This window comes from Streptomyces sp. NPDC006235, from assembly GCF_040613735.1.
Taxonomy (GTDB): domain Bacteria; phylum Actinomycetota; class Actinomycetes; order Streptomycetales; family Streptomycetaceae; genus Streptomyces.
Window position 1 is genome coordinate 81,843 of record NZ_JBEXSR010000010.1, and the last position, 23,355, is coordinate 105,197.

The 23,355-nt window shown below is 71.8% G+C and carries 26 protein-coding genes and 1 pseudogene; 13 read left to right on the forward strand and 14 right to left on the reverse strand.

Going from position 1 to position 23,355, the window contains the following annotated elements; genetic code table 11:
- Nucleotides 1-22 precede the first annotated feature (22 nt).
- Entirely contained in the window at nt 23-1,549 is a 1,527-nt protein-coding gene (locus tag ABZ192_RS14955) for an acyl-CoA carboxylase subunit beta (protein ID WP_356924919.1), read from the reverse strand.
- Nucleotides 1,550-1,874: 325 nt separating this feature from the next.
- Between ABZ192_RS14955 and ABZ192_RS14960 the strand changes: the two genes are divergently transcribed.
- A complete protein-coding gene (locus ABZ192_RS14960; protein WP_356924920.1) occupies nt 1,875-2,732 on the forward strand; it encodes an aldo/keto reductase in 858 nt (285 codons plus the stop codon).
- 124 nt (nt 2,733-2,856) lie between these two features.
- Nucleotides 2,857-3,108, forward strand: coding sequence for a DUF5133 domain-containing protein (locus ABZ192_RS14965; protein ID WP_356924921.1), 252 nt, complete (start codon nt 2,857-2,859; stop codon nt 3,106-3,108).
- Nucleotides 3,109-3,125: 17 nt separating this feature from the next.
- Here ABZ192_RS14965 and ABZ192_RS14970 read toward each other — a convergent pair whose 3' ends face one another.
- Nucleotides 3,126-4,172 carry a helix-turn-helix domain-containing protein gene (locus ABZ192_RS14970; RefSeq protein WP_356924922.1) on the reverse strand — a complete coding sequence of 349 codons (1,047 nt, stop codon included), beginning with the start codon at nt 4,170-4,172 and terminating at the stop codon, nt 3,126-3,128.
- Nucleotides 4,173-4,360: 188 nt separating this feature from the next.
- Here ABZ192_RS14970 and ABZ192_RS14975 point away from each other — a divergent pair, with 188 nt between their 5' ends.
- Entirely contained in the window at nt 4,361-4,834 is a 474-nt protein-coding gene (locus tag ABZ192_RS14975; protein WP_356924923.1) for a hypothetical protein, read from the forward strand.
- Nucleotides 4,835-4,973: 139 nt separating this feature from the next.
- Nucleotides 4,974-5,177: a hypothetical protein gene (locus ABZ192_RS14980; RefSeq protein ID WP_086604202.1), complete on the forward strand. Its 204-nt coding sequence runs from the start codon at nt 4,974-4,976 to the stop codon at nt 5,175-5,177.
- Between the two features lie 30 nt (nt 5,178-5,207).
- Here ABZ192_RS14980 and tgmB read toward each other — a convergent pair whose 3' ends face one another.
- The 4 genes from tgmB to ABZ192_RS15000 form a co-directional block, all read right to left on the reverse strand.
- Nucleotides 5,208-6,191, reverse strand: coding sequence for an ATP-grasp ribosomal peptide maturase (tgmB, locus tag ABZ192_RS14985; protein WP_356924924.1), 984 nt, complete (start codon nt 6,189-6,191; stop codon nt 5,208-5,210).
- A gap of 16 nt (nt 6,192-6,207) precedes the next feature.
- A complete protein-coding gene (gene tgmA, locus ABZ192_RS14990; protein WP_037669517.1) occupies nt 6,208-6,399 on the reverse strand; it encodes a putative ATP-grasp-modified RiPP in 192 nt (63 codons plus the stop codon).
- Between the two features lie 131 nt (nt 6,400-6,530).
- Nucleotides 6,531-6,842 (reverse strand): YkvA family protein, encoded by a 312-nt coding sequence (locus ABZ192_RS14995; RefSeq protein WP_356924925.1) that lies wholly within the window; start codon nt 6,840-6,842, stop codon nt 6,531-6,533.
- A gap of 544 nt (nt 6,843-7,386) precedes the next feature.
- Nucleotides 7,387-7,764: a hypothetical protein gene (locus tag ABZ192_RS15000; RefSeq protein ID WP_356924926.1), complete on the reverse strand. Its 378-nt coding sequence runs from the start codon at nt 7,762-7,764 to the stop codon at nt 7,387-7,389.
- 60 nt (nt 7,765-7,824) lie between these two features.
- Between ABZ192_RS15000 and ABZ192_RS15005 the strand changes: the two genes are divergently transcribed.
- Nucleotides 7,825-8,997, forward strand: coding sequence for a hypothetical protein (locus tag ABZ192_RS15005; RefSeq protein WP_356924927.1), 1,173 nt, complete (start codon nt 7,825-7,827; stop codon nt 8,995-8,997).
- 25 nt (nt 8,998-9,022) lie between these two features.
- On the opposite strand, the gene ABZ192_RS15010 is transcribed toward ABZ192_RS15005, so the two are convergent.
- The 4 genes from ABZ192_RS15010 to ABZ192_RS15025 form a co-directional block, all read right to left on the reverse strand.
- The gene (locus ABZ192_RS15010; protein WP_356924928.1) at nt 9,023-11,179 is read right to left on the reverse strand and encodes a xanthine dehydrogenase family protein molybdopterin-binding subunit; all 2,157 of its coding nucleotides are present in this window, start codon (nt 11,177-11,179) and stop codon (nt 9,023-9,025) included.
- Nucleotides 11,176-12,180 carry a xanthine dehydrogenase family protein subunit M gene (locus tag ABZ192_RS15015; protein WP_356924929.1) on the reverse strand — a complete coding sequence of 335 codons (1,005 nt, stop codon included), beginning with the start codon at nt 12,178-12,180 and terminating at the stop codon, nt 11,176-11,178. Before ABZ192_RS15015 ends, ABZ192_RS15010 begins: the two co-directional genes overlap by 4 nt.
- Nucleotides 12,177-12,707, reverse strand: a complete 531-nt coding sequence (locus ABZ192_RS15020) for a 2Fe-2S iron-sulfur cluster-binding protein (protein WP_356924930.1) — start codon at nt 12,705-12,707, stop codon at nt 12,177-12,179. Before ABZ192_RS15020 ends, ABZ192_RS15015 begins: the two co-directional genes overlap by 4 nt.
- 95 nt (nt 12,708-12,802) lie before the next feature.
- On the reverse strand, nt 12,803-13,972 hold the full coding sequence (locus tag ABZ192_RS15025) for a hypothetical protein (RefSeq protein ID WP_356924931.1): 1,170 nt from the start codon (nt 13,970-13,972) through the stop codon (nt 12,803-12,805).
- Nucleotides 13,973-14,380: 408 nt separating this feature from the next.
- Here ABZ192_RS15025 and ABZ192_RS15030 point away from each other — a divergent pair, with 408 nt between their 5' ends.
- Entirely contained in the window at nt 14,381-15,175 is a 795-nt protein-coding gene (locus ABZ192_RS15030) for a hypothetical protein (RefSeq protein ID WP_356924932.1), read from the forward strand.
- Between the two features lie 29 nt (nt 15,176-15,204).
- Here the strand turns inward: ABZ192_RS15030 and ABZ192_RS15035 are convergent.
- From ABZ192_RS15035 to ABZ192_RS15050, 4 genes and pseudogenes are all read right to left on the reverse strand, one after another.
- Nucleotides 15,205-15,468: pseudogene (locus ABZ192_RS15035) on the reverse strand (cupin domain-containing protein); the annotation flags it as partial.
- Nucleotides 15,408-15,779, reverse strand: a complete 372-nt coding sequence (locus ABZ192_RS15040; RefSeq protein WP_356924933.1) for a hypothetical protein — start codon at nt 15,777-15,779, stop codon at nt 15,408-15,410. The gene ABZ192_RS15040 and the pseudogene ABZ192_RS15035, both read right to left, overlap by 61 nt.
- Before the next feature lie 34 nt (nt 15,780-15,813).
- On the reverse strand, nt 15,814-16,065 hold the full coding sequence (locus ABZ192_RS15045) for an Hsp20/alpha crystallin family protein (RefSeq protein ID WP_356924934.1): 252 nt from the start codon (nt 16,063-16,065) through the stop codon (nt 15,814-15,816).
- Nucleotides 16,066-16,188 (reverse strand): hypothetical protein, encoded by a 123-nt coding sequence (locus ABZ192_RS15050; RefSeq protein ID WP_356924935.1) that lies wholly within the window; start codon nt 16,186-16,188, stop codon nt 16,066-16,068. It abuts the gene before it with no gap.
- A 225-nt stretch (nt 16,189-16,413) separates the two neighbouring features.
- On the opposite strand from ABZ192_RS15050, the gene ABZ192_RS15055 reads away from it, so the two are divergent.
- The 7 genes from ABZ192_RS15055 (at nt 16,414) to ABZ192_RS15085 (ending at nt 23,266) form a co-directional block, all read left to right on the forward strand.
- Nucleotides 16,414-16,617 carry a cold-shock protein gene (locus ABZ192_RS15055; protein ID WP_356924936.1) on the forward strand — a complete coding sequence of 68 codons (204 nt, stop codon included), beginning with the start codon at nt 16,414-16,416 and terminating at the stop codon, nt 16,615-16,617.
- 293 nt (nt 16,618-16,910) lie between these two features.
- The gene (groEL, locus tag ABZ192_RS15060) at nt 16,911-17,669 is read left to right on the forward strand and encodes a chaperonin GroEL (protein WP_356925039.1); all 759 of its coding nucleotides are present in this window, start codon (nt 16,911-16,913) and stop codon (nt 17,667-17,669) included.
- Nucleotides 17,666-18,310 carry a TCP-1/cpn60 chaperonin family protein gene (locus tag ABZ192_RS15065; RefSeq protein WP_356924937.1) on the forward strand — a complete coding sequence of 215 codons (645 nt, stop codon included), beginning with the start codon at nt 17,666-17,668 and terminating at the stop codon, nt 18,308-18,310. The genes groEL and ABZ192_RS15065 overlap by 4 nt, the downstream gene beginning before the upstream one ends.
- A 514-nt stretch (nt 18,311-18,824) precedes the next feature.
- Nucleotides 18,825-20,174 (forward strand): sugar ABC transporter substrate-binding protein, encoded by a 1,350-nt coding sequence (locus tag ABZ192_RS15070; protein WP_356924938.1) that lies wholly within the window; start codon nt 18,825-18,827, stop codon nt 20,172-20,174.
- 83 nt (nt 20,175-20,257) lie between these two features.
- A complete protein-coding gene (locus ABZ192_RS15075; protein ID WP_356924939.1) occupies nt 20,258-21,223 on the forward strand; it encodes a sugar ABC transporter permease in 966 nt (321 codons plus the stop codon).
- On the forward strand, nt 21,220-22,107 hold the full coding sequence (locus ABZ192_RS15080) for a carbohydrate ABC transporter permease (protein ID WP_356924940.1): 888 nt from the start codon (nt 21,220-21,222) through the stop codon (nt 22,105-22,107). The genes ABZ192_RS15075 and ABZ192_RS15080 overlap by 4 nt, the downstream gene beginning before the upstream one ends.
- A 124-nt stretch (nt 22,108-22,231) precedes the next feature.
- Nucleotides 22,232-23,266: an alcohol dehydrogenase catalytic domain-containing protein gene (locus ABZ192_RS15085; RefSeq protein WP_356924941.1), complete on the forward strand. Its 1,035-nt coding sequence runs from the start codon at nt 22,232-22,234 to the stop codon at nt 23,264-23,266.
- Nucleotides 23,267-23,355 lie beyond the last annotated feature (89 nt).

The following is a 23,355-nucleotide window of genomic DNA, read 5'->3' on the forward strand; positions in this document are numbered from 1 at the left end:
GCTAGAGGGGGAGAGGGGGCGGCTAGAGGGGGATGTTGCCGTGCCGGCGTTCCGGCATCGGCGCGCGTTTGCCGCGCAGGGCGCGCAGCGCGCGGCAGACCTGCTCCCGGGTCTCGCGCGGCGCGATGACGGCGTCGACATAGCCGCGCTCGGCGGCGAGATAGGGCGTGCCGTGGGTGCGCTCGTAGGTGCTGAGCAGGCGGGCGCGCAGCGCCTCGGGGTCGTCGGCCGCGGCGAGTTCCCGCCGGTGCAGCACGCCGACGGCCCCCTCGGCGCCCATGACGGCGATACGGGCGGTGGGCCAGGCGAGGTTCACGTCGGCGCCCAGGTGCTTGGAGCCCATCACCGCGTATCCGCCGCCGTACGCCTTGCGCACCACGACCGTGACCTTGGGGACGGTGGCCTCGGCGTAGGCGTACAGCAGTTTCGCCCCGCGCCGGATGATGCCGGCCTGCTCCTGCCGTACCCCGGACAGATACCCGGGTACGTCGGCGAAGGTCAGCAGCGGGATGCCGAACGCGTCGCAGAACCGCACGAACCGCGCCGCCTTCTCCGAGGCGTCGATGTCGAGGACCCCGGCGGCGTGCAGCGGCTGGTTGGCGACGACACCCACCGAGCGGCCCTCGATCCGGGCCAGGGCGCAGATGATGTTCGGTGCGAACAGCTCCTGCACCTGGAGGAGTTCGCCGTCGTCGACGACCGCGTGCAGGACCGCCCGCATGTCGTACGCCTCGCCCAGCCGGTCCGGGACGACCTCGTCGAGGCCGGCGCCGGGCGGCGGGTGCCCGGGGGCGTATTCCGGGGGCCGTTCCAGGTTGTTGGCCGGGAGGTACGACAGCAGGTCGCGCACGGTGTCGAGGGCGTCCTCCTCGTCGGCGGCCAGGAAGTGGGCGTTGCCGTTGACGGTGTTGCTGGTGCGGGCGCCGCCCAGCTCCTCGGCCGTGGTGCGTTCACCGGTGACCGTCTCGATGACGTCGGGGCCGGTGACGAACATGTGCGAGGCGCCGTCCACCATCACGGTGAAGTCGGTGATCGCCGGTGAGTACGCGGCGCCGCCCGCGCACGGCCCGAGGACGACCGAGATCTGCGGGATCACCCCGGACGCCTTGACGTTGCGGCGCACCAGCTCGGCGTAGAGGGCGAGCGAGGCGACACCCTCCTGGATACGGGCCCCGCCCGAGTCGTTGAGGCCGATCACCGGGCAGCCGGTCTTCAGGGCCAGCTCCATCAGCGCCACGGTCTTCTCGCCGAAGGCCTCGCCCATGCTGCCGCCGAACACCGTGGAGTCCTGGGCGAACACACACACCGGGCGGTCGTCGACCGTGCCGTACCCGGTGACCACGCCGTCGCCGTAGGGGCGGCGGGCGTCCTCCCCGGAGTGCCGGGCCCGGACGAACAGGCCGGTCTCCGTGAAGGAGTCCTTGTCCACGAGCCGTTCGATCCGCTCCCGGGCCGAGAACTCCCCGCGTCTGCGCGGTGCGTCCGGGGCCACCGCCTGCTCCCTGCGGCGTTCCAGGCCCGCGACGCGCTCCGCGGTGCTCCCGGGCATGTGCGCCGCCGTTTCCCCCCGACCGGATGCTGTCACCTCTGTGCTCACAACCACCTCCGAAGCGGTTCTCGAATATGGCAGCGAGGCGGGGGAGTGCCGGGCGGATCGCCGGTCTGTGTGGGGGAATTGAGTCCTCCGGTGCGGGCTTTCATCCCCGCGTGACAAGGGACCGCCGACCCGGCCGCACAGGGGCGTACGCGATTCAGCTGCCCGAGTGCTGAATGCGTTCTCCTTCTTCTATTGGACCTTGGGGCCGTTCGGTGTCCAGGCTGGAGTGCACCATCGCCAGACAGCCTCAGCGACAGCCGGAAGAGGTCACGAGCACATGCACACCCGCCGCATCGGTGATGTCGACGTCAGCGCGATCGGCCTGGGCGCGATGCCCATGTCCATCGAGGGACGACCCGACGAGGAACGCTCCCTCGCCACCATCCACGCCGCGCTCGACGCCGGCGTGACCCTGATCGACACCGCGGACGCCTACCACCGGGACGCCGACGAGGTCGGTCACAACGAGACCCTGATAGCCAAGGCCCTCGCCTCCCACGACCGTGGCGGCGACGTCCTGGTCGCCACCAAGGGCGGCCATCTGCGCCCCGGTGACGGCAGCTGGACGCTGGACGGCAGCCCCCGCCACCTCAAGGAGGCCTGCGAAGCGTCCCTGCGCAGGCTCGGCGTCGAGGCCATCGGGCTCTACCAGTTCCACCGCCCCGACCCGCGCGTCCCCTACGCCGAGTCCGTCGGCGCGATCCGGGACCTGCTGGACGAGGGCAAGATCCGCATGGCCGGCATCTCCAACGCGAACCCCGAGCAGATCCGGCAGGCCAATGACATCCTCGGTGGCCGTCTGGTCTCCGTGCAGAACCAGTTCTCCCCGGCCTTCCGCTCCAGCGAGCCGGAACTGGACCTGTGCGACGAACTCGGCATCGCGTTCCTGCCGTGGAGCCCCCTCGGCGGGATCTCCCGGGCCGGCGAACTCGGCTCGGGGCACGCGGCGTTCGCCCGGGTCGCCGAGGCTCACGGGGTGAGCCCGCAGCGGGTGTGCCTGGCGTGGATGCTCGCCAAGTCGCCCGTGGTGGTCCCCATCCCGGGGGCCAGCCGCCCCGAGACCATCCGCGACTCGCTCGCCGCGGCCGATCTCTCCCTGACGCCGGAGGAACTGGGGGAGCTGGACGCGGCCTGAGCGGACCCCGATCCGAGATCAGAGACGATCAATTTTTCGTCACATCCGCCCCTGGTGAGAAAAACGTGTGAATGTTTCCGCGTGGTTCGGGCATACGCAGCGAAAACAGAGAGAGGGGCGCTACGTGCTCGTACCGGACCGGAAGGTCGTCAGGGAGTTGCTGACGCGGTACGCGTCGCTGAGGATCGCTCAGGCGGAGAGGCACGTGCCGACGGCGGCACGCGAGCTTGAGGACGTCAGCTACACGCTGTGCGTGATGATGGGAACATCCGACATCACGGACGCCATCGCCAAGGCCGACGCCCTGCTGCTCACCAAGGAGCGGTCCGAGGAAGCGGACGCGGACGGGGAGAACGGGCTGACGCTGGTCGGCTGACATCTCGTGGGCCCCGGTCATGAACCGGGCAGCGCCCCGGCGGCCTGTGAACGGGCCGCCGGGGCGTTCGGCTTCCCGTTCGCCGTCCCGTTCGCCGTCCCGTTCGTCGTCCTGTTCGTCTTTCCGTGGAACGCCGTGCGATACGCGTACGGCGTCGTGCCCACCACCTTGCGGAACCGTTCCCGGAACGCCGTCGGCGAGCCGAACCCCGCCTGCCGCGCGATCCGTTCCACGGAGTGGTCGGTGTTCTCCAGCAGGTACTGGGCGCGCCGCACCCGCGCCCGCAGCAGCCACTGCAACGGCGTGGTCCCGGTCTGCTCGCGGAAGCGGCGGCTGAACGTCCGCTCGCTCATCCCGGCCCGCTCCGCCAGCGCGCTCAGCGTCACCTCGTGCGCGAGGTTGTCCTCGATCCACTCCAGCAGCGGCTCCAGCGCCGACCCCCGGGGTACCGGCGGGTGCTCGTGCACGATGAACTGGGCCTGCCCGCCCTCCCGTTCCAGCGGCATGACCGACATCCGGGCGATGTTCGCCGCGACGGCCGAGCCCAGGTCCCGCCGGATCATGTGCAGACACAGATCCAGCGCGGCGGCCGCACCGGCCGAGGTGAGGATCTGCCCGTTGTCGACGTACAGCACGTCCGGTTCCACCTCGACCCGGGGGAAACGGCGGGCCAGCTCGCCCGCGGCCACCCAGTGCGTGGTGGCGCGCAGCCCGTCCAGCAGCCCGGCCTCCGCCAGCACGAAGGCGCCCACGCACACGGACGCGATCCGGGTACCGGCCTCGGCGGCCTGCCGCAGGGCCTCCAGGACCCGGGCGGAGGGTGGCGGGGCCTCGGGGGAGCAGCCCGGCACGATGATCGTGTCGGCCTCCGCCAGCGCCTCAAGACCCCGGTCGATGCGCAGGGTGAAACCGCCGTCCGCACGCACCTCCGGAGTCTCGGCACACAACCGGACCCGGTAGGCCGGCCGCCCGTCCGGCATATGGGTCCAGGCGAACGTCTGCTGGGGGGCCGCCATGTCGAACGGCACCACTCGGTCGAGAACCAGGATCGCCACGGAGTGCATGACCGCCACCCTAGGTGCATTCCCGCCAGGCGCACGAACCGCCCGGGCGCCGGCCCACGGCACAAGGGCGCAGGTCACACGAGTTGGCGGGAATCCGTTGGAAGCTGTCGTTCCAGCCCATGGGCGATCATCCCCGGGCTCCCTAACGTGGGCTCGCCACCGTCGAACGCACCACGGAAAGAGTCCCGGTGACCAAGATCCTGCTGTCCCTGCACGTACTGGCCGCCATCGTCGCCATCGGTCCCGTGACCGTCGCGGCCAGCATGTTCCCGCCCGCGGCACGCCGCGCCGTCCCCGCGGGCGGCCACGCCCCGGACCCGTCGGCGGTGAGCGCGGTCGCGCTGCTGCACCGCATCTGCCGCGTCTATGCCGGTATCGGACTGAGCGTCCCGCTCCTCGGGTTCGCCACCGGTGCCGCGATGGGTGTCCTGGGCAGCGGATGGCTCGTGACGTCCATCGCACTGACGGCCGCCGCGGCGGGCATCCTGGTCGCCTTCGTCCTGCCCCGTCAGGAGGAACTCCTCGGTCAACTGAACGGCGAACAGGCCACCGAGCACCGAAGCACCGTTCAACTCGCCATGTTCACCGGCATCTTCAACCTCCTGTGGGCGACGGTCACCGTCCTGATGATCGTCCGGCCTGGCTCCACGACGGGAGCCTGAGCCCCGGCCGGCCGCATGTCACCGATGTCCGGTCTGCGTCAAGTCCACCCGGGTAATTCACACTCCGGGACACCTGTCCGCCTACACTCGGCTCTCTCGCCCCCGCTCGGGGCCGACGAGCAGAAAGGCGCGTTGACGGGTGTTCCAGGATTCCCCCATCTACGACCGACTCATCGCGGAGTGCGGCGATGTGCCCACACAGGTTCGCCGCGAGGCCGAACGCGTGAGCAGGGAACTGGAGCTGGTCATGCGGCCCGCACAGTCCCCCGGCTACGACCGCCCGCACTCCCCGGGCACCGGATGGCAGCGTACGGCCATGCTGCCCGGGCCGCGGCCGCAGTGAACCAGGACCGGTGGACGGCCGGCCCGGTTCTCAACAGGCCGTCCGATTCGCGCCGTTGACGCGCGACGGACCCTCGGGGACGGGGCGGGCCAGCCACTCGGCGATGGTGCGGGCGATCGGCTGGCCCGTCTCCACCTCGACGAACCCGAACTGTCCCGACTGGTTGCACTCCAGGAACCACCAGGTCCCGTCCGCGTCCTCGACGAAGTCGAAGGCGCCGTATGCCAGTTCGGCCTCCCGTAGATAGCTCAGGACGCCCGGCGTGATGCACGACGGCACGTCGGTGGGCCGCCACGGCTCGCCGGGCGCGGCGAACCGCACGTCCACCTCGTCGGGGTCCGCGTCCGGGGCCGCGGCCTTGCGGGCCGCCAGCATCCGGTCGCCCACCACGGTGAGACGGATGTCGGCCTGCTTGGAGATCCGCCGCTGGAACAGCGTCGGCCCGAACGCGACGGCGGAGAAGTCCGTGTCCGGCGCGACCCGGCTGGTCGGCACGGCCCGGGGCGGGTCCTGCGGATGCGCGCCCGACACCGGCTTGACCACCAGGTCCGGGTAGCGCTCGGAGAACTCGCGGGCGGCGCGCGGGAAGGTCGTGATCAGCGTCGCCGGCACGGGCAGGCCGCACCGCTGGGCGAGGCGCAGCTGCCAGGGCTTGTGCCGGGCCCGGCGGGCCGCGTCGGGGTGGTTCATCCAGCGCGCGTCCGAGCCCCGCAGCATCCCGTAGAGAGCCTGGGCGGCCTCCTCGGTCAGCCATGCGGACGGCTGGGCCGCCCGCACCGCCGGTGTGCCCGGCCGGCGGACCCATACCGATCGCAGCCCGCCGATGCTCACCAGCCGCCCCCCGGCGGACAGGTGGCCGCGGAAGCGACCGTGGACGTACTCCCCGGACAGCGAGACACCGCCGGTCAGATCGGCGGGGTCGACGCGGACCACCGGAATCCCGGCCGCGTTCAGGTGGACGACCACCATGTCCGCGGTCACGTCCTCCTCACAGGTGAGGATCAATACCGTCATCTTCGGCGGCCCGCGGTCAGTCGTCGAAGTGCGTCTTGGAGCCGGCGGTGGACGTCGTGGTGCCGACCTCCCTCAACAGAGCGAAGTCGGAGGCGGCCACCCGGCCGTCGTGGAGCACGTTCAACTGCTGTCCGGCGTCGTACACGTACGGAATGGCAGCTTCCAACTCCACTGCCGGGCGCGCGTAGTTGAGCGCGAACGGTTGCATCGTCTCTCCCTCGTCGGTGCTGCGCCGATCGAGCCGGATCCAGGGGCACGGCCACCCGGTCCGCCGACTCGTTTCGGCTCCCAGAGACTTATACGAATCGAACGGGTGGTTGGTTTCCTTACTTTCCGTAGTCATTGGGCCGGTTGGCGGTCCGGCCGGTCTGCCGACTCGCGCTCCCGCTCGCCGAGGGAGCCGCGGACGGTGCGCAGAGCGAGCAGCAGGACGCCGATGTCGTCCAGGTACACCGGATCGGGCAGCACGTCGACGGGCAGCACCACATAGAGAACCGCGCCCCAGAAGACCCAGCGCGGACCCGTGGGCAGCCCCGCGCGACGCAACTCGCGCCGGGTCCTGACCAGTCGCACGAGAATGCCGACGGCGAACACGAGAACGACGGCCGCGACAATCGCGGCCAGGGTGATCACCGTTGTGGTCGTATCCACGGGCTGCCCTCCTCCTGGCGTCCGCGACACGGGGTGTCCCTTCCTGGATTCCCGTTTCCGGCGGCTGTATTGCGGCCGGGGCCCGACATGTCGGCGCGTCGGCGGATTTTCCGTACCGCCGCACGTGCGGGTGGTCATCCCGGTGGCTCACCCGAGTGGCACGGTGTGACGGGGGCGCCTAGTAATGGTCGGCGTAACGTCGCTCGTCACACGACGGGGGCGCAGGAGCGGCCGCACTCTTCCCCAGGGAGGCGAGTATGACCACCTGCTCTTCATCACCCCGCTCGAACGAACCTGCCATACCGAACGAGCCGAACGGGTCCGCCCAGCCGTCCGCCGAGACCACCGTCGCCACCGGCACGTACCAGGTGGAGCAGACGAGCAGGCAGCCCGCCGCCGGTTCGCACGAGAGGTACGGTTCCTCCGACCGGCCGCCCGAGCCCGGCGCCCTCGGCGACCACCCGGGTACGAGCGCCCGCCCCGCCGCCCCGGACCGGCCTGCCGCCCCGGACTCTGACGAAGCGGACATGAGCTTCGCGTCGCCCTACGCGACCGGCTGGGACCAGCCGGACCGGGCGCACGCGCGCGCTGCCGCCCCCGGCTCCGGCCGGCCGGGCGAGGCGCAGGCCGCTGCCCCCGGCTCCGACCAGCCGGGCGAGGCGCAGGCGCCGGCCGCTGCCCCCGGCCTGGACCCGGCGGACCCGGCGCCCCGGCCCGCCGACCCCGGCTCGCGCCCCGCGACCGACTGGTCCGCCGCCCCGGCCCTGGGCGACGCGCCCCGTAGTCCGCTCCCTCCGGCTCCCACCCGGCGGTCGAGCCCTCCGCCGCGCCGGGCCAGGACCGGACGGACCCCGCGCAGGCACACCCCGCCCCGCCCGCACAGGACTGGCTGGATCCGGCCGAGGCACGGCCTGCCGCTCACGCCCCGGACCGTACGGACCAGGCACCGGCCGGGCCCGCCGCCCCCGGCCCGGACGAGGCCGTGCGGTCTCCCGAGCCCGAGCCGGGCGACCCCGCCGCGTCCGCCGCGTCCGGCCAGGACGAGACCGACCAGGCGGGCGCCCGGCCGTTCGTCATCCGCTCCCTCGACGACAACCCGGTGGAGCTCCGGCCCGGCACCGCGCAGGGCGTCGCGGTGCCGTACGGCGACGCCGTCAGCGACCTGGTGCACGCCGCCGTGGCGGACCGGCCCGTGGAGGAGGTCGTCGCCCTCATCACCTCGCCGGAGGAGTCGCCCGACCACGCGGAGGCGAAGGTCGACGCGCTCCGCCCGGCCGGAGTGGACCGGCCCGTGGAGGACGTCTCCCGGCTGATCGCCCTGCTGACGAAGCCGCCGCGCGACGCCGACTGCGCGGACGAGGCCATCCGGGCCGCGGCCGCCCACCGCCCGGTGGAGGAGGTGACCCGGTTCGTGACCCTCCCGCACAAGGAGCCGCAGATGCCCCACGTCCGCGAGGAGGCGCTCCGGGCAGCCGCCACCCGCCGGTCCGTCGGGGAGCTGGTCGAGCTGATCAACCGCCTGGGCCTCGAGCGTCCGGACCGCAACGGCCGCCTGCCGGCCGGGACATCGCGTCCGGACGACGCAACCGGGAAAGCCGAGAAGCCCGGCCGTCCCGGCAAGCGCCGTGCGGCACGCCCGACCTCGGCCCCTGAGACCCGCGTGACCCGTGAGACCCGCCGGACGCTCGACGACTCGCCTGCGGACCGCGTCCGTGCGACGGACCGGCTCGCCAGGTCCGCGTCGTGGTCGGGCTGGCTCGCCGCCCTGGCGCCGGCCCTGTGCGCGGTGGCCCACTTCCCGCTGCAACGCGGCGGAGCGTCCCTGCGCCTGCACGCGTTCGGCCTCGGACTGTCGGTGCCGTGCACGGTCCTGGCCCTGCTGCCGGCGCTGCGCCCCGTCGCGGTGGTGCTGGCCGGCGCGGTGATGGTGCCCACGGTGCTGGCCGCGGCCCAGGCGTACGGGAATTCCTTCCCCTGGGCGTCCCTGTCCCGGGCCGTGGACCTCGCCCTCGCCCCGCCGTGGCTCGCCGCCGCGTCCGCCGTCTGCGCGCCACTGCTGGCCCTCGTCGCGCTGGTCTTCCGTATGGTGGCGCCTCTAGCGGGCCGGCAGTGGGCGCCCGCAACCACGCCCGAGGCACGCCAGACGGCGGAGTGACGCCACGGCGTGTGGCCAACTGGCCCTAGACGCCCCGCACCGGACCGGATCCGCCCCCTGCGGAGCCGGTCCGGGCGTCGTTCGCCGTCCGGCCGTCGAGCAGTCCGGCCAGGACCCGGTCGGGCGTCAGCGGGAGTTCGCGCAAGCGGACGCCGGTGGCGTGGTGGACCGCGTTGCCGATCGCCGCGGCCGTCCCGACGATGCCGATCTCCCCGATCCCCTTGCTGCCCATGGGGTTGAGACGGGAGTCGTCCTCGTCCAGCCAGTGCGCCTCGATCTCGGCGACGTCGGCGTGCACCGGCACGTGGTACGACGCCAGATCCGACTCCGTGAAGTCACCGAACGCGTCGTCCATCGTGCTGCCTTCGGTCAGCGCCATACCGAGACCCATCGTCATGCCGCCGACGAACTGGGAGCGTGCCGTACGGGCGTTGAGGATGCGCCCTGCGGCGTACACCCCGAGCAGCCGGCCGACCCGGACCTCGCCCGTGACCGTGTCCACGGCGACCTCGGCGAAGTGTGCCCCGAAGGCGTGCCGCGCCCAGTCGCTCTCGGCGTCCGCCGTGCCCGTCGTGTCCGCGCGGGCGTCGAGGCCCTGCTCGGGCAGCGGCCCCGGGTGCTCCGCCAGCCGGCGCGCCAGCCGGACACCGGCCTCGTGGACCGCCCAGCCCCAGGAGGCGGTGCCGGAGGAGCCGCCGGCCAGCGGCGCCGGCGGGAGTTCGGTGCTGCCGACCTCGATCCGCACCCGCTCCAGCGGCACTCCGAGGGCGTCGGCACCGATCTGCGCGAGCACGGTCCGGGCGCCCGTACCGATGTCCGTGGCGTTGATCCGCAGCAGGAACGTTCCGTCGGGCAGTGCGCGGGCCGACGCCGTGGCGGGCGACGCCATGACGGGATACGTCGCCGCCGCCACGCCCGTGCCCAGCAGCAGGGACCCGTCCCGGCGGGAGCCCGGCCGGGGATCGCGCCCGCCCCATCCGAAGCGGCGGGCGCCCTCGCGCAGACACTCCACCAGATGCCTGCTGCTGAATGGCCTGCCGCTGTCGGGTTCGACGTCCGGTTCGTTGCGGACGCGCAGTTCGATCGGGTCCATGCCCAGCTCGGAGGCGAGTTCGTCCATGGCGGACTCCAGCGCGTACATGCCCGGTGCCTCGCCCGGCGCCCGCATCCACGACGGCGAGGGCACGTCCAGCGCCGCCACCCGGTGCTCCGTACGGCTGTGGGGCGACACGTACATCACCCGCGCCGGGACCGCCGCCTGCTCCACGAACTCCTTGATCCGGGAGGTGTGCGTCGTCACTTCATGCACGAGGGAGGTGAGGAGTCCGTCGGCGTCGGCGCCGAGCCGCAGCCGGTGCAGGGTGGGCGCACGATGCCCGACGACGGCGGGCAGGTACCGGCGGGGCAGTGCCACCGTGACCGCCCGGCCGGTCTGCCGTGCCGCCATCGCGGCGAGCACCACGTCCGGCCGTGGCGTGCCCTTGGAACCAAAGCCGCCGCCGACGTGCTCGGCGGTGACGACGACCCGCTCCTCGGGAACGCCGAACAGCCCGGCGAGCACGCCCCGCACGGCACCGGCGCCCTGACTGGAGGTGTGCACGGTGAGCCGTCCGTCGTCCCAGCGGGCGGTGCTGGCGTGCGGCTCCATGGGGTGGTTGTGCAACGGCGGCACCCGGTAGGCGACATCGACCCGGACGGCCGAGGACCCGAACGCCCCGTCGGCATCGCCCCGTTCGCGGACGGCCGGATAGTCGGCGTTGGCGTCGTCGGGGACGTACACACCAGGGTGCGATGCCGTGAGGGTCACATCATGTTCCTCGGCGGCGTAGTCCACACGGACCGCGTCGGCACCGGCCCGCGCCGCCTCCAGGGTCTCGGCCACCACCAAGGCCACGAACCAGCCGCGGTGCGGAACCCGGGGGTTCTGGAGCACGGCGAGCGTGGCGTCGTCCGGCTCGGCGAGCCGCGGCGCGTTCTCGTGGGTGAGGACGGCGAGCACCCCGGGCACGGCCAGGGCGGCCGCCGTGTCGACGCCGGTCACCCGGCCCCGGGCGACGGCCGCCGGCACGGGCCAGGCCTGGGCCAGGCCGGGGTAGTGGTACTCGGCGGCGTAGCGGGCGGTGCCGCCGACCTTCTCCCGTCCCTCCCGGCGCTCGGCGGGGGCTCCCAGGCTGCCGGTCATGAAGTCCTCCTCGCCGGCGCCGCGTCCGCGAGCCGGGACAGCACGTCCAGGGCGATCCCCCGGGCCAGCGGCACCTTGTAGGCGTTGTCGCGCAGCGGCTGCGCCGCGGACAGTTCCAGGTCGACGGCGTGCTCGAACGCGGCGGCGGTCGGAGCAGCGCCCAGCAGCGCCACCTCCGCCCGCCGGGCCCGCCACGGCCGGTGCGCCAGCGCCCCGAACGCGAGCCCCACCTGGCCGACCACACCGTCCGACACCCGCAGCACGGCCGCGACGGACGCGAGCGCGAAGGCGTACGAGGCGCGGTCGCGGGCCTTGCGGTACGCCGACGGCAGCCCGGCCGTCGCGGCGGGCAGCACCACGCCGGTGACGAGCTCGCCGGGCCGGATCTCGGTGTCCTGCTCCGGCCGGTCCCCGGGCAGCCGGTGGAAGTCCGCCGCCGCGACACTCCGGGCGCCCTCGGGACCGCACAGCTCGACACGCCCGTCCAGAGCGGCCAGCGCCACCGCCATGTCCGACGGATGAGTGGCGATGCAGTGCGCGGAGTGTCCGAGCACCGCGTGATCACGATGGACGCCGTCCCGCGCGCCGCAGCCGCTGCCCGGCTCCCGCTTGTTGCACGGCTTCGACAGGTCTTGGAAGTACGGGCACCGGGTCCGCTGGAGCAGGTTGCCGCCGGTCGTCGCCGCGTTGCGCAACTGCCCCGACGCCCCCGCGAGCACCGCCTGCGACAGCACCGGGTACCGGTCGCGCACCAGCGGATGGGCCGCGAGGTCGCTGTTGCGGACCGTCGCCCCGATCCGCAGCGCACCGTCCGGCAGCTCCTCCACCGCGTCCAGCGGCAGCCGGGTGACGTCGACGAGGGCGGCGGGCCGTTCGACGCCGAGCTTCATGAGATCGACGAGGTTGGTGCCGCCGCCGAGATAACGGGCGCCGGCGTGGGAGGCGTACGCGGAGGTCGCCTCCTCGACGCTCCCGGCGCGGACATAGGCGAACTCCTTCACGGGATCACGTCCTCCACGGCCTCGGCGATCCGCGGATACGCACCGCACCGGCACAGGTTGCCGCTCAGCCGCTCCCGGATCTCCGCCCGGTCCAGCGGCACCGGCCCGGCCGAGGGCGTCGCCGGGTCGGTGACGTGCGAGGGGTGACCGGCCGCCGCCTCGGCGAGCATGCCCACCGCGGAGCAGATCTGGCCCGGGGTGCAGTAGCCGCACTGGAAGGCGTCACGTTCCAGGAAGGCCCGTTGCAGCGGGTGCGGTCCCTCCCCGTCGCCGGAGAGGCCCTCGACGGTCGTGACCTCACAGCCGTCCAGGGCGACCGCGAAGAGCAGACAGCTGTTGACGCGCCGCCCGTCCACCAGGACGGTGCAGGCGCCGCACTGGCCGTGGTCGCAGCCCTTCTTGGCGCCCGTGAGATCCAGGTCCTCCCGCAGGAGGTCCAGCAGGACCCGCCGGTGGTCGACGGTGAGGGCGTGGGGTTTGCCGTTGACGCGGAGCGTCGTCTCCGAGTGGTGCTGGTCGTTGCCCATGGCGTGGAGGACCTTCCCGGACGGACCGTACTGCCGTAGGGAACCGCGTATCCACCAGACCACGACTGACACGTGCGCCCCGTCAGGACGGGCCTCTAGCCCTCGTCCCGGGACGGGGCCACGGGACGCTGGCCCTTGCCCTTGAAGCGTTCGAACGTACGGGTGAGCTGTTGCAGCGGAGACGCCAGGGGAGTGTCGGAGGGCCGTTGCCGTACGGGAGCTGCCCCGGCGGACTCCTGGTAGGCGGCCAGGGCCTCGTGGGCGCGTTCGGCGGCCTCCCGGTACAGGTCCCGTGACTTCGTCATGGCCTCCAGCGCCTCGGCGTACATGGCCACCAGCCCGCGCTGGCGCTCCAGCTCCTCCTGGAGGGTCAGCAGGTGCCAGTCCTCCCGCAGCGCGGTGAGGGCGTCCTCGGCTCCCTCGGGCAGCGGTCTCGGCAGCGCGGCGTACCGCGTCACCGCGTCGACGAGGTCGGTGGGCTCCGAGCCGTCCAGGAAGACCGCGCGGACGGAGAAGTCCTCGGCGACGTAGCCCTCCGGCGCCGGGGTGCCGGGCAGCACCGCGGCACCACCGCGCGGCACCTGGACCCCCAGGTCGCGCAGGGCCCAGTTGAGGCCCCGGTGCTGCTGGGGTGCGGCGCGGTGCTCCACCACACGGTGCCGCAGGCTCGGCGGGAGCCACCGCGCCACCGGCAACCGGCCCCGCTCGTCGGTGGTCATCGCCTCGTGGACGACCACGTGGATGTGCCACCCGCCGCGCACCGCGTTCCTGAACAGGCGGCGCGAGTCCTTGTCGTCTTGGGGGAGTGGATTGACTTTCCGCAGGGACAGCTCCGCGGCGCCGTCCCGGTCCCAGGCGAGGTCCGGCTCCTCCGGCCAGAACAGCGCGGCGGGCGACGGCCAGTCGTTGTTCCACGGCCGCTCGGCCTCCGCGACCAGGATCCACTCCTGCCCGCCGTCCGGCCCGGGCGTCACGCCGATCCGGGCCCGCACGGTCACCGTCTCCTCCACCCGCCAGCGGGCCTCGAAGACCCGCTCGGCCGGGGCCTCCTCGGTCCCGGCATCGGTCCGGGCCTCGGTGTCGGCCTCGGTCCCGGCTTCGGTTCCGGTTTCGGGCAACTCGAGGAAGTCGTCGATGGCCCGACTTCGCTTGCGCTGCTCCAGCGAGCGCCGGAGCACGTCTTCCGCGGCGCCTTCGGCATGGCGGCCGCGAGCCAGCCACACCGTGGCGGGAGTCATGGGGCGGACGGTGGGGGAAGTCGGCATGGGTCCAACTGTGAACGGGGGCAGGGGCTCCCGCCAGTATCGTCTCCGCAGGCCGACGGGCATAACCCGGGGTCACACACGGGGCAGCGCCCTGCCGCACCCGGCGGCGCCAGGGGGCAGCACCGGGTGCTCGGAGGCACGCGGCGCGCACGGGGTGTGCGCGCCGCGCGCACACCGGCGGATCACACTCGTGGCCCCACCGGCACCAGATCCCGACAATGGTCCGCACGAGCAGGGCCCGCCCACCATCCGCATCGGGGCGGGTCCTGCTCGCCGGCCGCCTCGCTCGCCCTCGCCACCGTCAGGGCGTCACGGCCGAAACCCCGGGCCCCGTCACCGGTTTCGTGCGAAGATCTTCTCGCCCTATCGGGCTCCACCCTGCCGCAGCGACGATTCCTCGGAGAGCCCATGCGCCGCGCCTCCCTCCTCTCCGCCGCTGTCCTCCTGCTCTGCACCGCCTGTTCCGGCGGTCCGGACAAGGACTCGGGGGAGAGCGCGAAGAAGACCGTGGATCACGGGGCGGCCGTGCGTGCCGCGATCGAGAGGACGAGCGCGGACAGCGCCCGCGTGGACGAGAAGATCGAACTACGATCCGCCGACAGCCCCACGACGTACGTGTTCACGATCGCCGGCGCCTTCGACCTGGCGGATGACAGGGGCCGGCTGACGGTGGAGCTCGAGGACAGCGGCATGGACCCCGTCGAGGAGGTCTTCGTCGGCGACACCGTCTATGTGCGGGGCTCGCGGGCGGTGGGCGGGAGCGAGTGGGCCTCGGCCGTCCGGAGCGAGGCCCTGACCCGCTATTTCCTGCGGGCGCCGCTGAACGACCCCGAGCACCTGCTCCGCCAGACGAAGGCGATGCGGCAGGTGTCGAACGAGGGCGAGGAGCAGGTGAACGGCGCCCCCGCGGTGCACTACCGGGGCACGATCGACCACGCCACCGCGACGCTCCGGATGACGGCGGAGACGCAAAAGGGGCTGGACGACCTGCGCGAGAAGCTGGGTGACGACATGCCCGTCTTCGCGGACGTGTGGGTCGACGGGAAGGGGCGCGCCGTCCAGGCCCGGCTGTCCTGCTTCGGCGGTGTGAAGGCCATGACGACGATGACGCTGTCGGACTTCGGGACGTCGGTGAAGGCCGAGGCACCGTCCGCCGAGCAGGTCGTCCCCGTGACAGCGGGCGAGGACGTCCTGCTGGCCTGAGCGCGCCGGGCCGTTGCGTCCCGTCGGCTTCAGCCGAGGTCGGTGGCGGGCTCGGTCGCGTAGCGGCTCATCGTGTCGATGTTGGCCTGCGGCGTCAGCGGCCGGCCGTCGGCGAGCGCCTCCTGGAGGTCCCGGAAGTACTGCACGTACAGGTCGGGGGTGAAGGTGCTGAGCATGACGGCGGGTTGGTCGGTCAGGTTGGCGAAGGTGTGCGGGGTACCGGGCGGGACCATCACGAGCGTGCCCGTGGTGGCGTCGTGGTCCCTGTCCCCAACGGTGAATCGTACGGTGCCGCCGAGGCCTGGATTCGGTTCAGGTCGCCGTGGATCAGGTCCGGCCGCCCGCCCCGGGACACCACGGCCGAGATCCGTTCCGGCCGTTCAGCGGCGGCCGGCAAGACCGCCGCCGCGGCTGTCTCGGCGCCGAACAGGCACACCGGGAGGTTCGCCGTGTCCGGCCGCTGTTTCAGCCAGTCGATGGCGGACACCAGCCGCCGGGCGAGGAACGGGATGTCGAAGCGGTGCCGGGCCGAGCGCGCGTCGTCCCGCTTCTCGCGTGCGGTGAGGACCCGCCGGCCTTGGTGTCTCGGGGCGAGCCCGCCCACCGGGGCGGGCTCGGCGGTGTGGACAGGGCGTGGGTCAGCTGGTGATCTCGATACGCCGCGGCCTGGCCTTCTCCGCCTTCGGGACGTTGACGGTGAGCACGCCGTCGGTGAGTTCGGCGGTGATGTGCTGTTCGTCGGTGTCCTGAGGCAGCGTCACCCGGTGGTCGAACCCGCCGGTGCGCCGGGTGTGGCTGCGGAGCACGCCGGTGCGTTCCCTCTCCTTGATCTCGCCGTGCACGGCGAGATCGCCGGCGTTCAGCTCGACGGTGATGTCGTCCTTCTTCACTCAGGGCAGCTCGATTTCGACGACGTAGGCGTCGTCGGTCTCCTCCAGGTCGGCCAGCGGCGCCCAGGTCTCACTGAGCAGGCCGCCACCGCCCGGAGCTGCGGACTGCCACAGCTGCCGCATCCGCTGATACAGGTCCTGGAACTCCCTGAAGGGAACAGGACGGCCGCGCCGTTAGCGGCCGCCGACCCTGCGGTGTAGCGTCGATATTCAGCAGTCGTGGTTCCGAAGTCCCGTCGCCCGTGATCACGATCATGGGCGTTCTCGCTGTTCAGCGCCTCTCCGGACCAGGGCGATCACCTCCCGGGCCCGCACAGTGCGAGCCGGGTTTCCGCGAAGGAGCAGGCCATGGCCAAGGGCACCGTGAAGTGGTTCAACAGCGAAAAGGGCTTCGGCTTCATCGAGCAGGAGGGCGGCGGACCCGACGTCTTCGCCCACTACTCCAACATTGCCGCTCAGGGCTTCCGTGAGCTGCACGAGGGGCAGAAGGTCGAGTTCGACGTCACGCAGGGCCAGAAGGGACCGCAGGCCGAGAACATCCGACCGGCGTAACCACAGCGCACCATCGGCGCTTGGGGGAGACACACTCCCGGTCACCAGTGCGCTGTCACCGAGGCCATGCCTGCACCGTCTGGAGGTGCTTGCCCGGTCAGGGAGAAGGTGTTAAATCAGGTGTTGGCACTCTCCGGTCGAGAGTGCCAACGGCTGGGTCGGGTGGCGGGCTCGTGCGGAGGCCGCAACGTCGCCTGGACAAGAAGTGGGGCGCCCCCACGATCACCAACGACGGTGTGTCCATCGCCAAGGAGATCGAACTCGAGGACCCGTACGAGGAGATCGGCGCCTAGCTGGTCAAGGAAGTCGCCAAGAAGACGGACGACGTCGCCGGTGACGGTACGACCACCGCGACCGTTCTCGCCCAGGCCCTGGTCAAGGAAGGCCTGCGCAACGTAGCCGCCGGCGCCAACCCGATGGCCCTCAAGCGCGGCATCGAACTCGCCGTCGAGCGGGTCAGCGGCGAACTGCTCGCGCAGGCCAAGGAGTTGGAGACCAAGGAGGAGATCGCCAACACCGCGGCGGTGTCGGCGGGCGGCGACCGGGTCATCGGAGACATGATCGCCGAGGCCATGGACAAGGTCGGCAAGGAAGGCGTCATCACCGTCGAGGAGCCCAACACCTTCGGTCTGGAGCTGGAGCTCACCGAGGGCATGCGCTTCGACAAGGGGTACATCTCGCCGTACTTCGTCACCGACCCCGAGCGCATGGAAGCGGTCCTGGAAGACCCGTACATCCTGCTCGTCGGCTCCAAGGTCACCGCCGTCAAGGACCTGCTGCCACTGCTGGAGCAGGTCATGAAGGAGAGCCGGCCGCTGCTGGTCATCGCCGAGGACGCCGAGGGCGAGGCCCTGGCGACCCTGGTCGTCAACAAGATCCGCGGCACCTTCAAGTCCGTCGCCGTCAAGGCCCCGGGCTTCGGCGACCGTCGCAAGGCCATGCTCGGTGACATGGCGGTCCTGACCGGCGCGACCGTGATCTCGGAAGAGGTGGGCCTGAAGCTGGAGAACGCCACGCTCGACGTGCTGGGCGGGCACGCAAGGTGGTCGTGACCAAGGACGACACGACCATCGTGGAGGGTGCCGGTGACGGCAGGGCGATCGAGGGCCGGGTGCACCAGATCCGCGCCGAGATCGAGCGCACGGACTCCGACTACGACCGCGAGAAGCTCCCCGAGCGCCTGGCGAAGATGGCCGGTGGTGTCGCGGTCATCAAGGTTGGCGCCGCCACGGAAGTGGAGCTGAAGGAGCGCAAGCACCGCATCGAGGACGCGGTCCGCAACGCCAAGGCGGCCGTCGAGGAGGGCATCGTGCCCGGCGGCGGGGTGGCGCTGCTGCATGCGGCCGAGACCGCGTTCGACAAGCTGGACGTGGAGGGCGAGGAGGCCACCGGCGTGGAGATGGTGCGCCGGGCGCTGAGCGCCCCGCTGCGTCAGATCGCCGCCAACGCCGGGCTGGAAGGCGGCGTGGTGGTGGAGAAGGTGCGCTCTCTGCCGCAGGGCCGCGGCTTGAACGCCGCGACCGGCGAGGTACGTCGACATGCTGGCCGAGGGCATCATCGACCCGGCGAAGGTGACCCGCTCCGCCCTGCTGCCTCCATCGCGGGCTTGTTCCTCACCACCGAGGCGGTCGTCGCCGACCAGCCGGAGGAGGAGAAGGAACCGGCGACCGTGGGAGCCGGCGCCGACTTCTGACAATGCCGGGCGCGGCCGCGCCCGGCATCATCGAGCCAGGACTGCCCAGGGGGAACGGCTTCGGCCGTTCCCCCTGGGCAGCAACGCGTGTTGTGGCAGGTGGCGGGATCATCGGCAGTCCTGGCCGCCGGACCGGCCTGACCGTCGGCCCTGGCTCGTCCGCCACCTGGCCGCGGCTGCAAGCTCGCGGACGCCGTCGGCCGACGACTGCAGCCCCGCGCGAACGCACCTGGACCTCTTGTTACTGCACCGGCGTCTGGTCCGCGACGACGCACTCGGCACGCCCCGGGCGCCCAGCGAGACAGCCAGACGATAGATCCACATAATTTTTCTCGCAATATGTGTTAACAGTAGCGCTGTCTTCTGATAATAATTCCGACATCGATACTGCGCCCCACACCCCAGGGACGAGTTCACCCCCGATGGGCCGCTGTTCCCCACGCATGGCGCGCGGCGCCGCCGTGGGAGCCCCTGCGCCGTTTCCCACCCCACCCGCACGAGAGGTCCCCGACCCATGCGATCGACCAGACATGCCCTCATCGCCGGCGCCGCCGCGACCGCCCTCCTCGCCACCGCCTGTTCCGGAGCCGGAGCCGGCGGATCCTCGGGCGGCGGCCAGAGCATCAACGTGCTGATGGTCGGCAACCCGCAGATGGAGGACATCGCGAAGCTGACGAAGGACAGCTTCACGAAGGAGACCGGCATCAAGGTCAACTTCACGGTGCTGCCCGAGAACGAGCTGCGCGACAAGGTCACCCAGGACATCGCCACCCAGGCCGGCCAGTACGACGTCGCCACCATCGGCGCCTACGAGGTGCCCATCTGGGAGAAGAACGGCTGGCTGCACGAGCTCGGCTCTTACGCCGACAAGGACAAGAGCTTCGACGAGGCCGACCTGCTCAAGCCGATGGTGCAGTCGCTGTCCGGATCGGACGGCAAGCTCTACGCCCTGCCGTTCTACGGCGAGTCGTCCTTCCTCATGTACCGCAAGGACGTCTTCGCCGAGAAGGGCCTGACGATGCCCGAGCACCCCACCTGGCAGCAGGTCGCCGACCTCGCGGCCAAGGCCGACGGCGCCGATCCGGGCATGAAGGGCATCTGCCTGCGCGGTCTGCCCGGCTGGGGCGAGCTCGGTGCGCCACTGACCAGCATGGTCAACACCTTCGGCGGCACCTGGTTCACCAAGGACTGGAAGCCCCAGGTCAACACTGGCGGCTTCAAGGAGGCCACGAAGTTCTACGTCGACCTGGTGCGCAAGCACGGCGAGGCGGGCGCACCGCAGGCCGGGTTCACCGAGTGCCTCAACGGGATGAGCCAGGGCAAGGTCGCCATGTGGTACGACGCCACCAGCGCGGCCGGTTCCCTGGAGGACCCGAGCAGCAGCAAGGCCGCGGGCAAGATCGGCTACGCCTACGCGCCCACGGTCAGGACCAAGAGCAGCGGCTGGCTGTGGGCCTGGGCGTGGGCGATGCCGAAGACCACCAAGAAGGCCGACGCCGCATCGAAGTTCATGCTCTGGGCGTCCAGCAAGAAGTACGAGAAGTTCGTCGGCGAGAAGCTGGGCTGGGCACGGGTGCCCGCCGGCAAGCGGGCCAGCACGTACGACATCCCCCAGTACAAGAAGGCCGCCGCCTCCTTCGGTGACATCACCCTGAAGTCCATCCAGCAGGCCGACCCGTCCGACCCCGGCACCCAGCCACGGCCCACCGTGGGCATCCAGTTCGTCGCCATCCCCGAGTTCCAGGACCTCGGCACCAAGGTGACACAGGAGATCTCCGCCGCCATCGCAGGCAAGACCAGCGTGGACAAGGCCCTCGACGACGGCCAGAAGCTCGCGGAGGACGTCGCCGAGAACCACCGCTGAGCCACACCGCCCCGGCCGGCCGCACCGTCGGCCGGGGCGCCGTCCCCGCACACGCACCGCCTCGGCGGAGGAAAGCCACGCCCATGACCACGCTCGCCCATCCCCCGAAGAAGACCATGCGTCCACCGGCCCACCGCGGCCCCAAGTCCCCAGCCGGCCGCAAGTGGCGCCGACGCTTCCCGCTGCTGCCGGCGCTGATCTTCACCATCGTCGTCACGCAGCTGCCGTTCGTGGCTACCCTGGTCATCTCGACGTTCCAGTGGAACATCCTTCGGCCGGACGACCGTCACTTCACCGGTCTGTCCAACTACACGTTCGTCTTCACCGACGAGCGGCTGCGTTCCGCGGTGGTCAACACCGTGGTGCTCACCGCGTCCGTCGTCATCCTCAGCGTGCTGCTCGGACTCGGCCTGGCCCTGCTGCTCGACCGCCGCTTCCTCGGCCGCGGTCTGGCGCGCACCCTGCTCATCGCCCCGTTCCTGGTGATGCCCGTCGCGGCCGCGCTGCTGTGGAAGCACGCCCTCTACAACCCCGACTACGGGCTCCTCAACGGCATCCTCAACGCCGTGTACCGCCTGTTCGGCGCGGACAACGGCCCCACCGTCGACTGGATCTCCACCTTCCCCATGCCGGCCCTGGTCATCGCGCTGGTGTGGCAGTGGACGCCGTTCATGATGCTCATCCTGCTGGCCGGCCTGCAGGCCCAGCCCGGTGACGTCCTGGAGGCCGCCCGCGTCGACGGGGCCTCCGCGCTGCAGACCTTCCGCCACATCACGCTTCCCCACCTGCGGCAGTACATCGAGCTGGGCATCGTGCTCGGCGCCATCTTCGTGGTGCAGACCTTCGACGCGGTCTTCACCATCACCCAGGGCGGCCCCGGCTCCCAGACCACCAACCTGCCCTACGAGATCTACCTGACCATGTTCCGCAAGTTCGAGTACGGCCAGGCCGCGGCCGCCGGCGTCGTCGTGGTGATCGGCTCGATCGTCATCGCCACGTTCGCCCTGCGGGTCGTCGCCTCCCTGTTCCGTGAGGAGGCGTCCCGATGAGCGCCCACGCAGCCACCCCCGCGACCTTCGTACAGCGGCTCCGCCGCCGTAGGCAGGACCTCGACCCCGGGCAGTCCCCGCGCCTGTCGCCGCTGTGGACCTTCGCCGCCTGGCTGGCCACCCTGGCCTTCTTCGCGCCGGTTGCCTGGATGGTGCTCACCGCCTTCCACCAGGAGGCCGACGCGGCGACCAACCCACCCAGCCTGCTGGCGCCGCTCACCCTGGACCAGTTCTCACTCCTTCTGGAGCGGGACATCACCCCGTACCTGCTCAACTCGGCCATGGCCAGCGTCTTCTCCACCCTGCTGGTCCTCGCCCTGGCGGTGCCGGCGGCCTACGCGCTGTCCATCAAGCCGGTCGAGAAGTGGACCGACGTGATGTTCTTCTTCCTGTCCACGAAGTTCCTGCCGCTCATCGCGGCGCTGCTGCCGATCTACATGATCGTCAAGGACATCGGCATGCTCGACAACATCTGGACGCTGGTCCTCCTCTACACCGCGATGAACCTGCCGATCGCCGTGTGGATGATGCGCTCGTTCCTCGCCGAGGTGCCCAAGGAGATCCTGGAGGCCGCCGAGGTCGACGGCGCCGGACTGCCCACCGTGCTGCTGCGCGTCGTGGCGCCGGTCGCCATGCCGGGACTCGCCGCCACCTCGCTGATCTGCTTCATCTTCAGCTGGAACGAGTTCATGTTCGCGGTCAACCTCACCGCCACCCAGGCGTCCACCGCACCGGTGTTCCTCGTCGGCTTCATCACCAACGAAGGCCTCTTCCTGGCCCGGCTGTGCGCGGCGGCCACGCTGGTCTCCCTGCCCGTGCTCATCGCCGGTTTCGCCGCCCAGGACAAGCTGGTGCGCGGCCTGTCGCTGGGAGCGGTCAAATGAGGGCCGCCGCCGACTGCGTGGCCCTTCTCGACGGCGTACCCGCCACCGCCGTCCAGGACGCCCTCGGTGCCGCCGACCCCTTCGCCACCGCCTGAACGCCCCGAGCCGAACGGAACCCTCCATCATGACCGAGCAGATCCGCCGCGTCCTCGTCCGCTCCCTCGACGACATCACCATCGAGCACGTGCCCGCCCCCGCCCCAGGGGAGGGCGAACTGCTGGTGCGCACCACGGTTGTCGGCGTCTGCGGCTCCGACACCCACGCCGCGGCCGGCCACCACCCCTTCATCGACCTGCCCTACCGCCCCGGCCACGAAGCGGTCGGCGTCGTGGCCGCCGCGGGGCGCGGAGCCGAGGAGTTCACCCCGGGCGACCGGGTGATCGTCGAACCCAACCTGTACTGCGGCCGGTGCGCCCAGTGCCGTTCCGGCCGCTACAACATCTGCGAGGAACTCAAGGTCTTCGGCTGCCAGACCCCCGGCGCCATGGCCGACGTGTTCACCATCCCCGCCGGCCGCGTCCACCGCGTCCCCGACGGCATGACGGACCTCCAGGCCGCCCTCGTCGAACCGTTGGCCACCCCCGTGCACGCCGTGGCCAAGGCCGGCGACCTCACCGGCCGCACGGTCGCCGTCCTCGGCGCCGGCCCCATCGGACTGTTCACCCTCATCGCCGGCCGGCACGCGGGCGCCGCCCGGATCGTCGTCACCGACCTGCTGGAAGGCAAGCGGAAACGCGCGCTGCGCCTCGGCGCCGACGCCGCCCTGCCCGCCGACGCCCCCGGCCTGGTCGACCGGGCCCACGCGGCGCTCGACGGCCCGGCCGACGTCGTCTTCGACTGCGTGACCCGCGAACAGTCCATGGCGCAGGCCACCGACCTGGTCGCCAAGGGCGGTCACATCGTCGTGGTGGGGGTGGGCGCCGCCGGCGCCACCCCGATCCGCCTGGACCTGATCCAGGACCGGGAGATCCGCGTCGAGGGCACCTTGATGTACACCGCCGACGACTACCGCACCGCCATGTCCCTCATCGCGTCGGGCGCCGTCCAGACCGCCGAGATCGTCACCGCCACCTACCCCCTGGACGACGCGGCCAAGGCGTTCACCGCCTCCGTCGACCCGGAGCAGGTCAAGGTGCTGGTCACCGTGGAAGGTCCGTAACCGTCCGTGTCGTACCTGATACTCGCCGCCGCGCGGGCGGCCCCGGGGCCGGGGACCGGACAGCCCCCGGCCCTCGCTGCCCCGTGTGC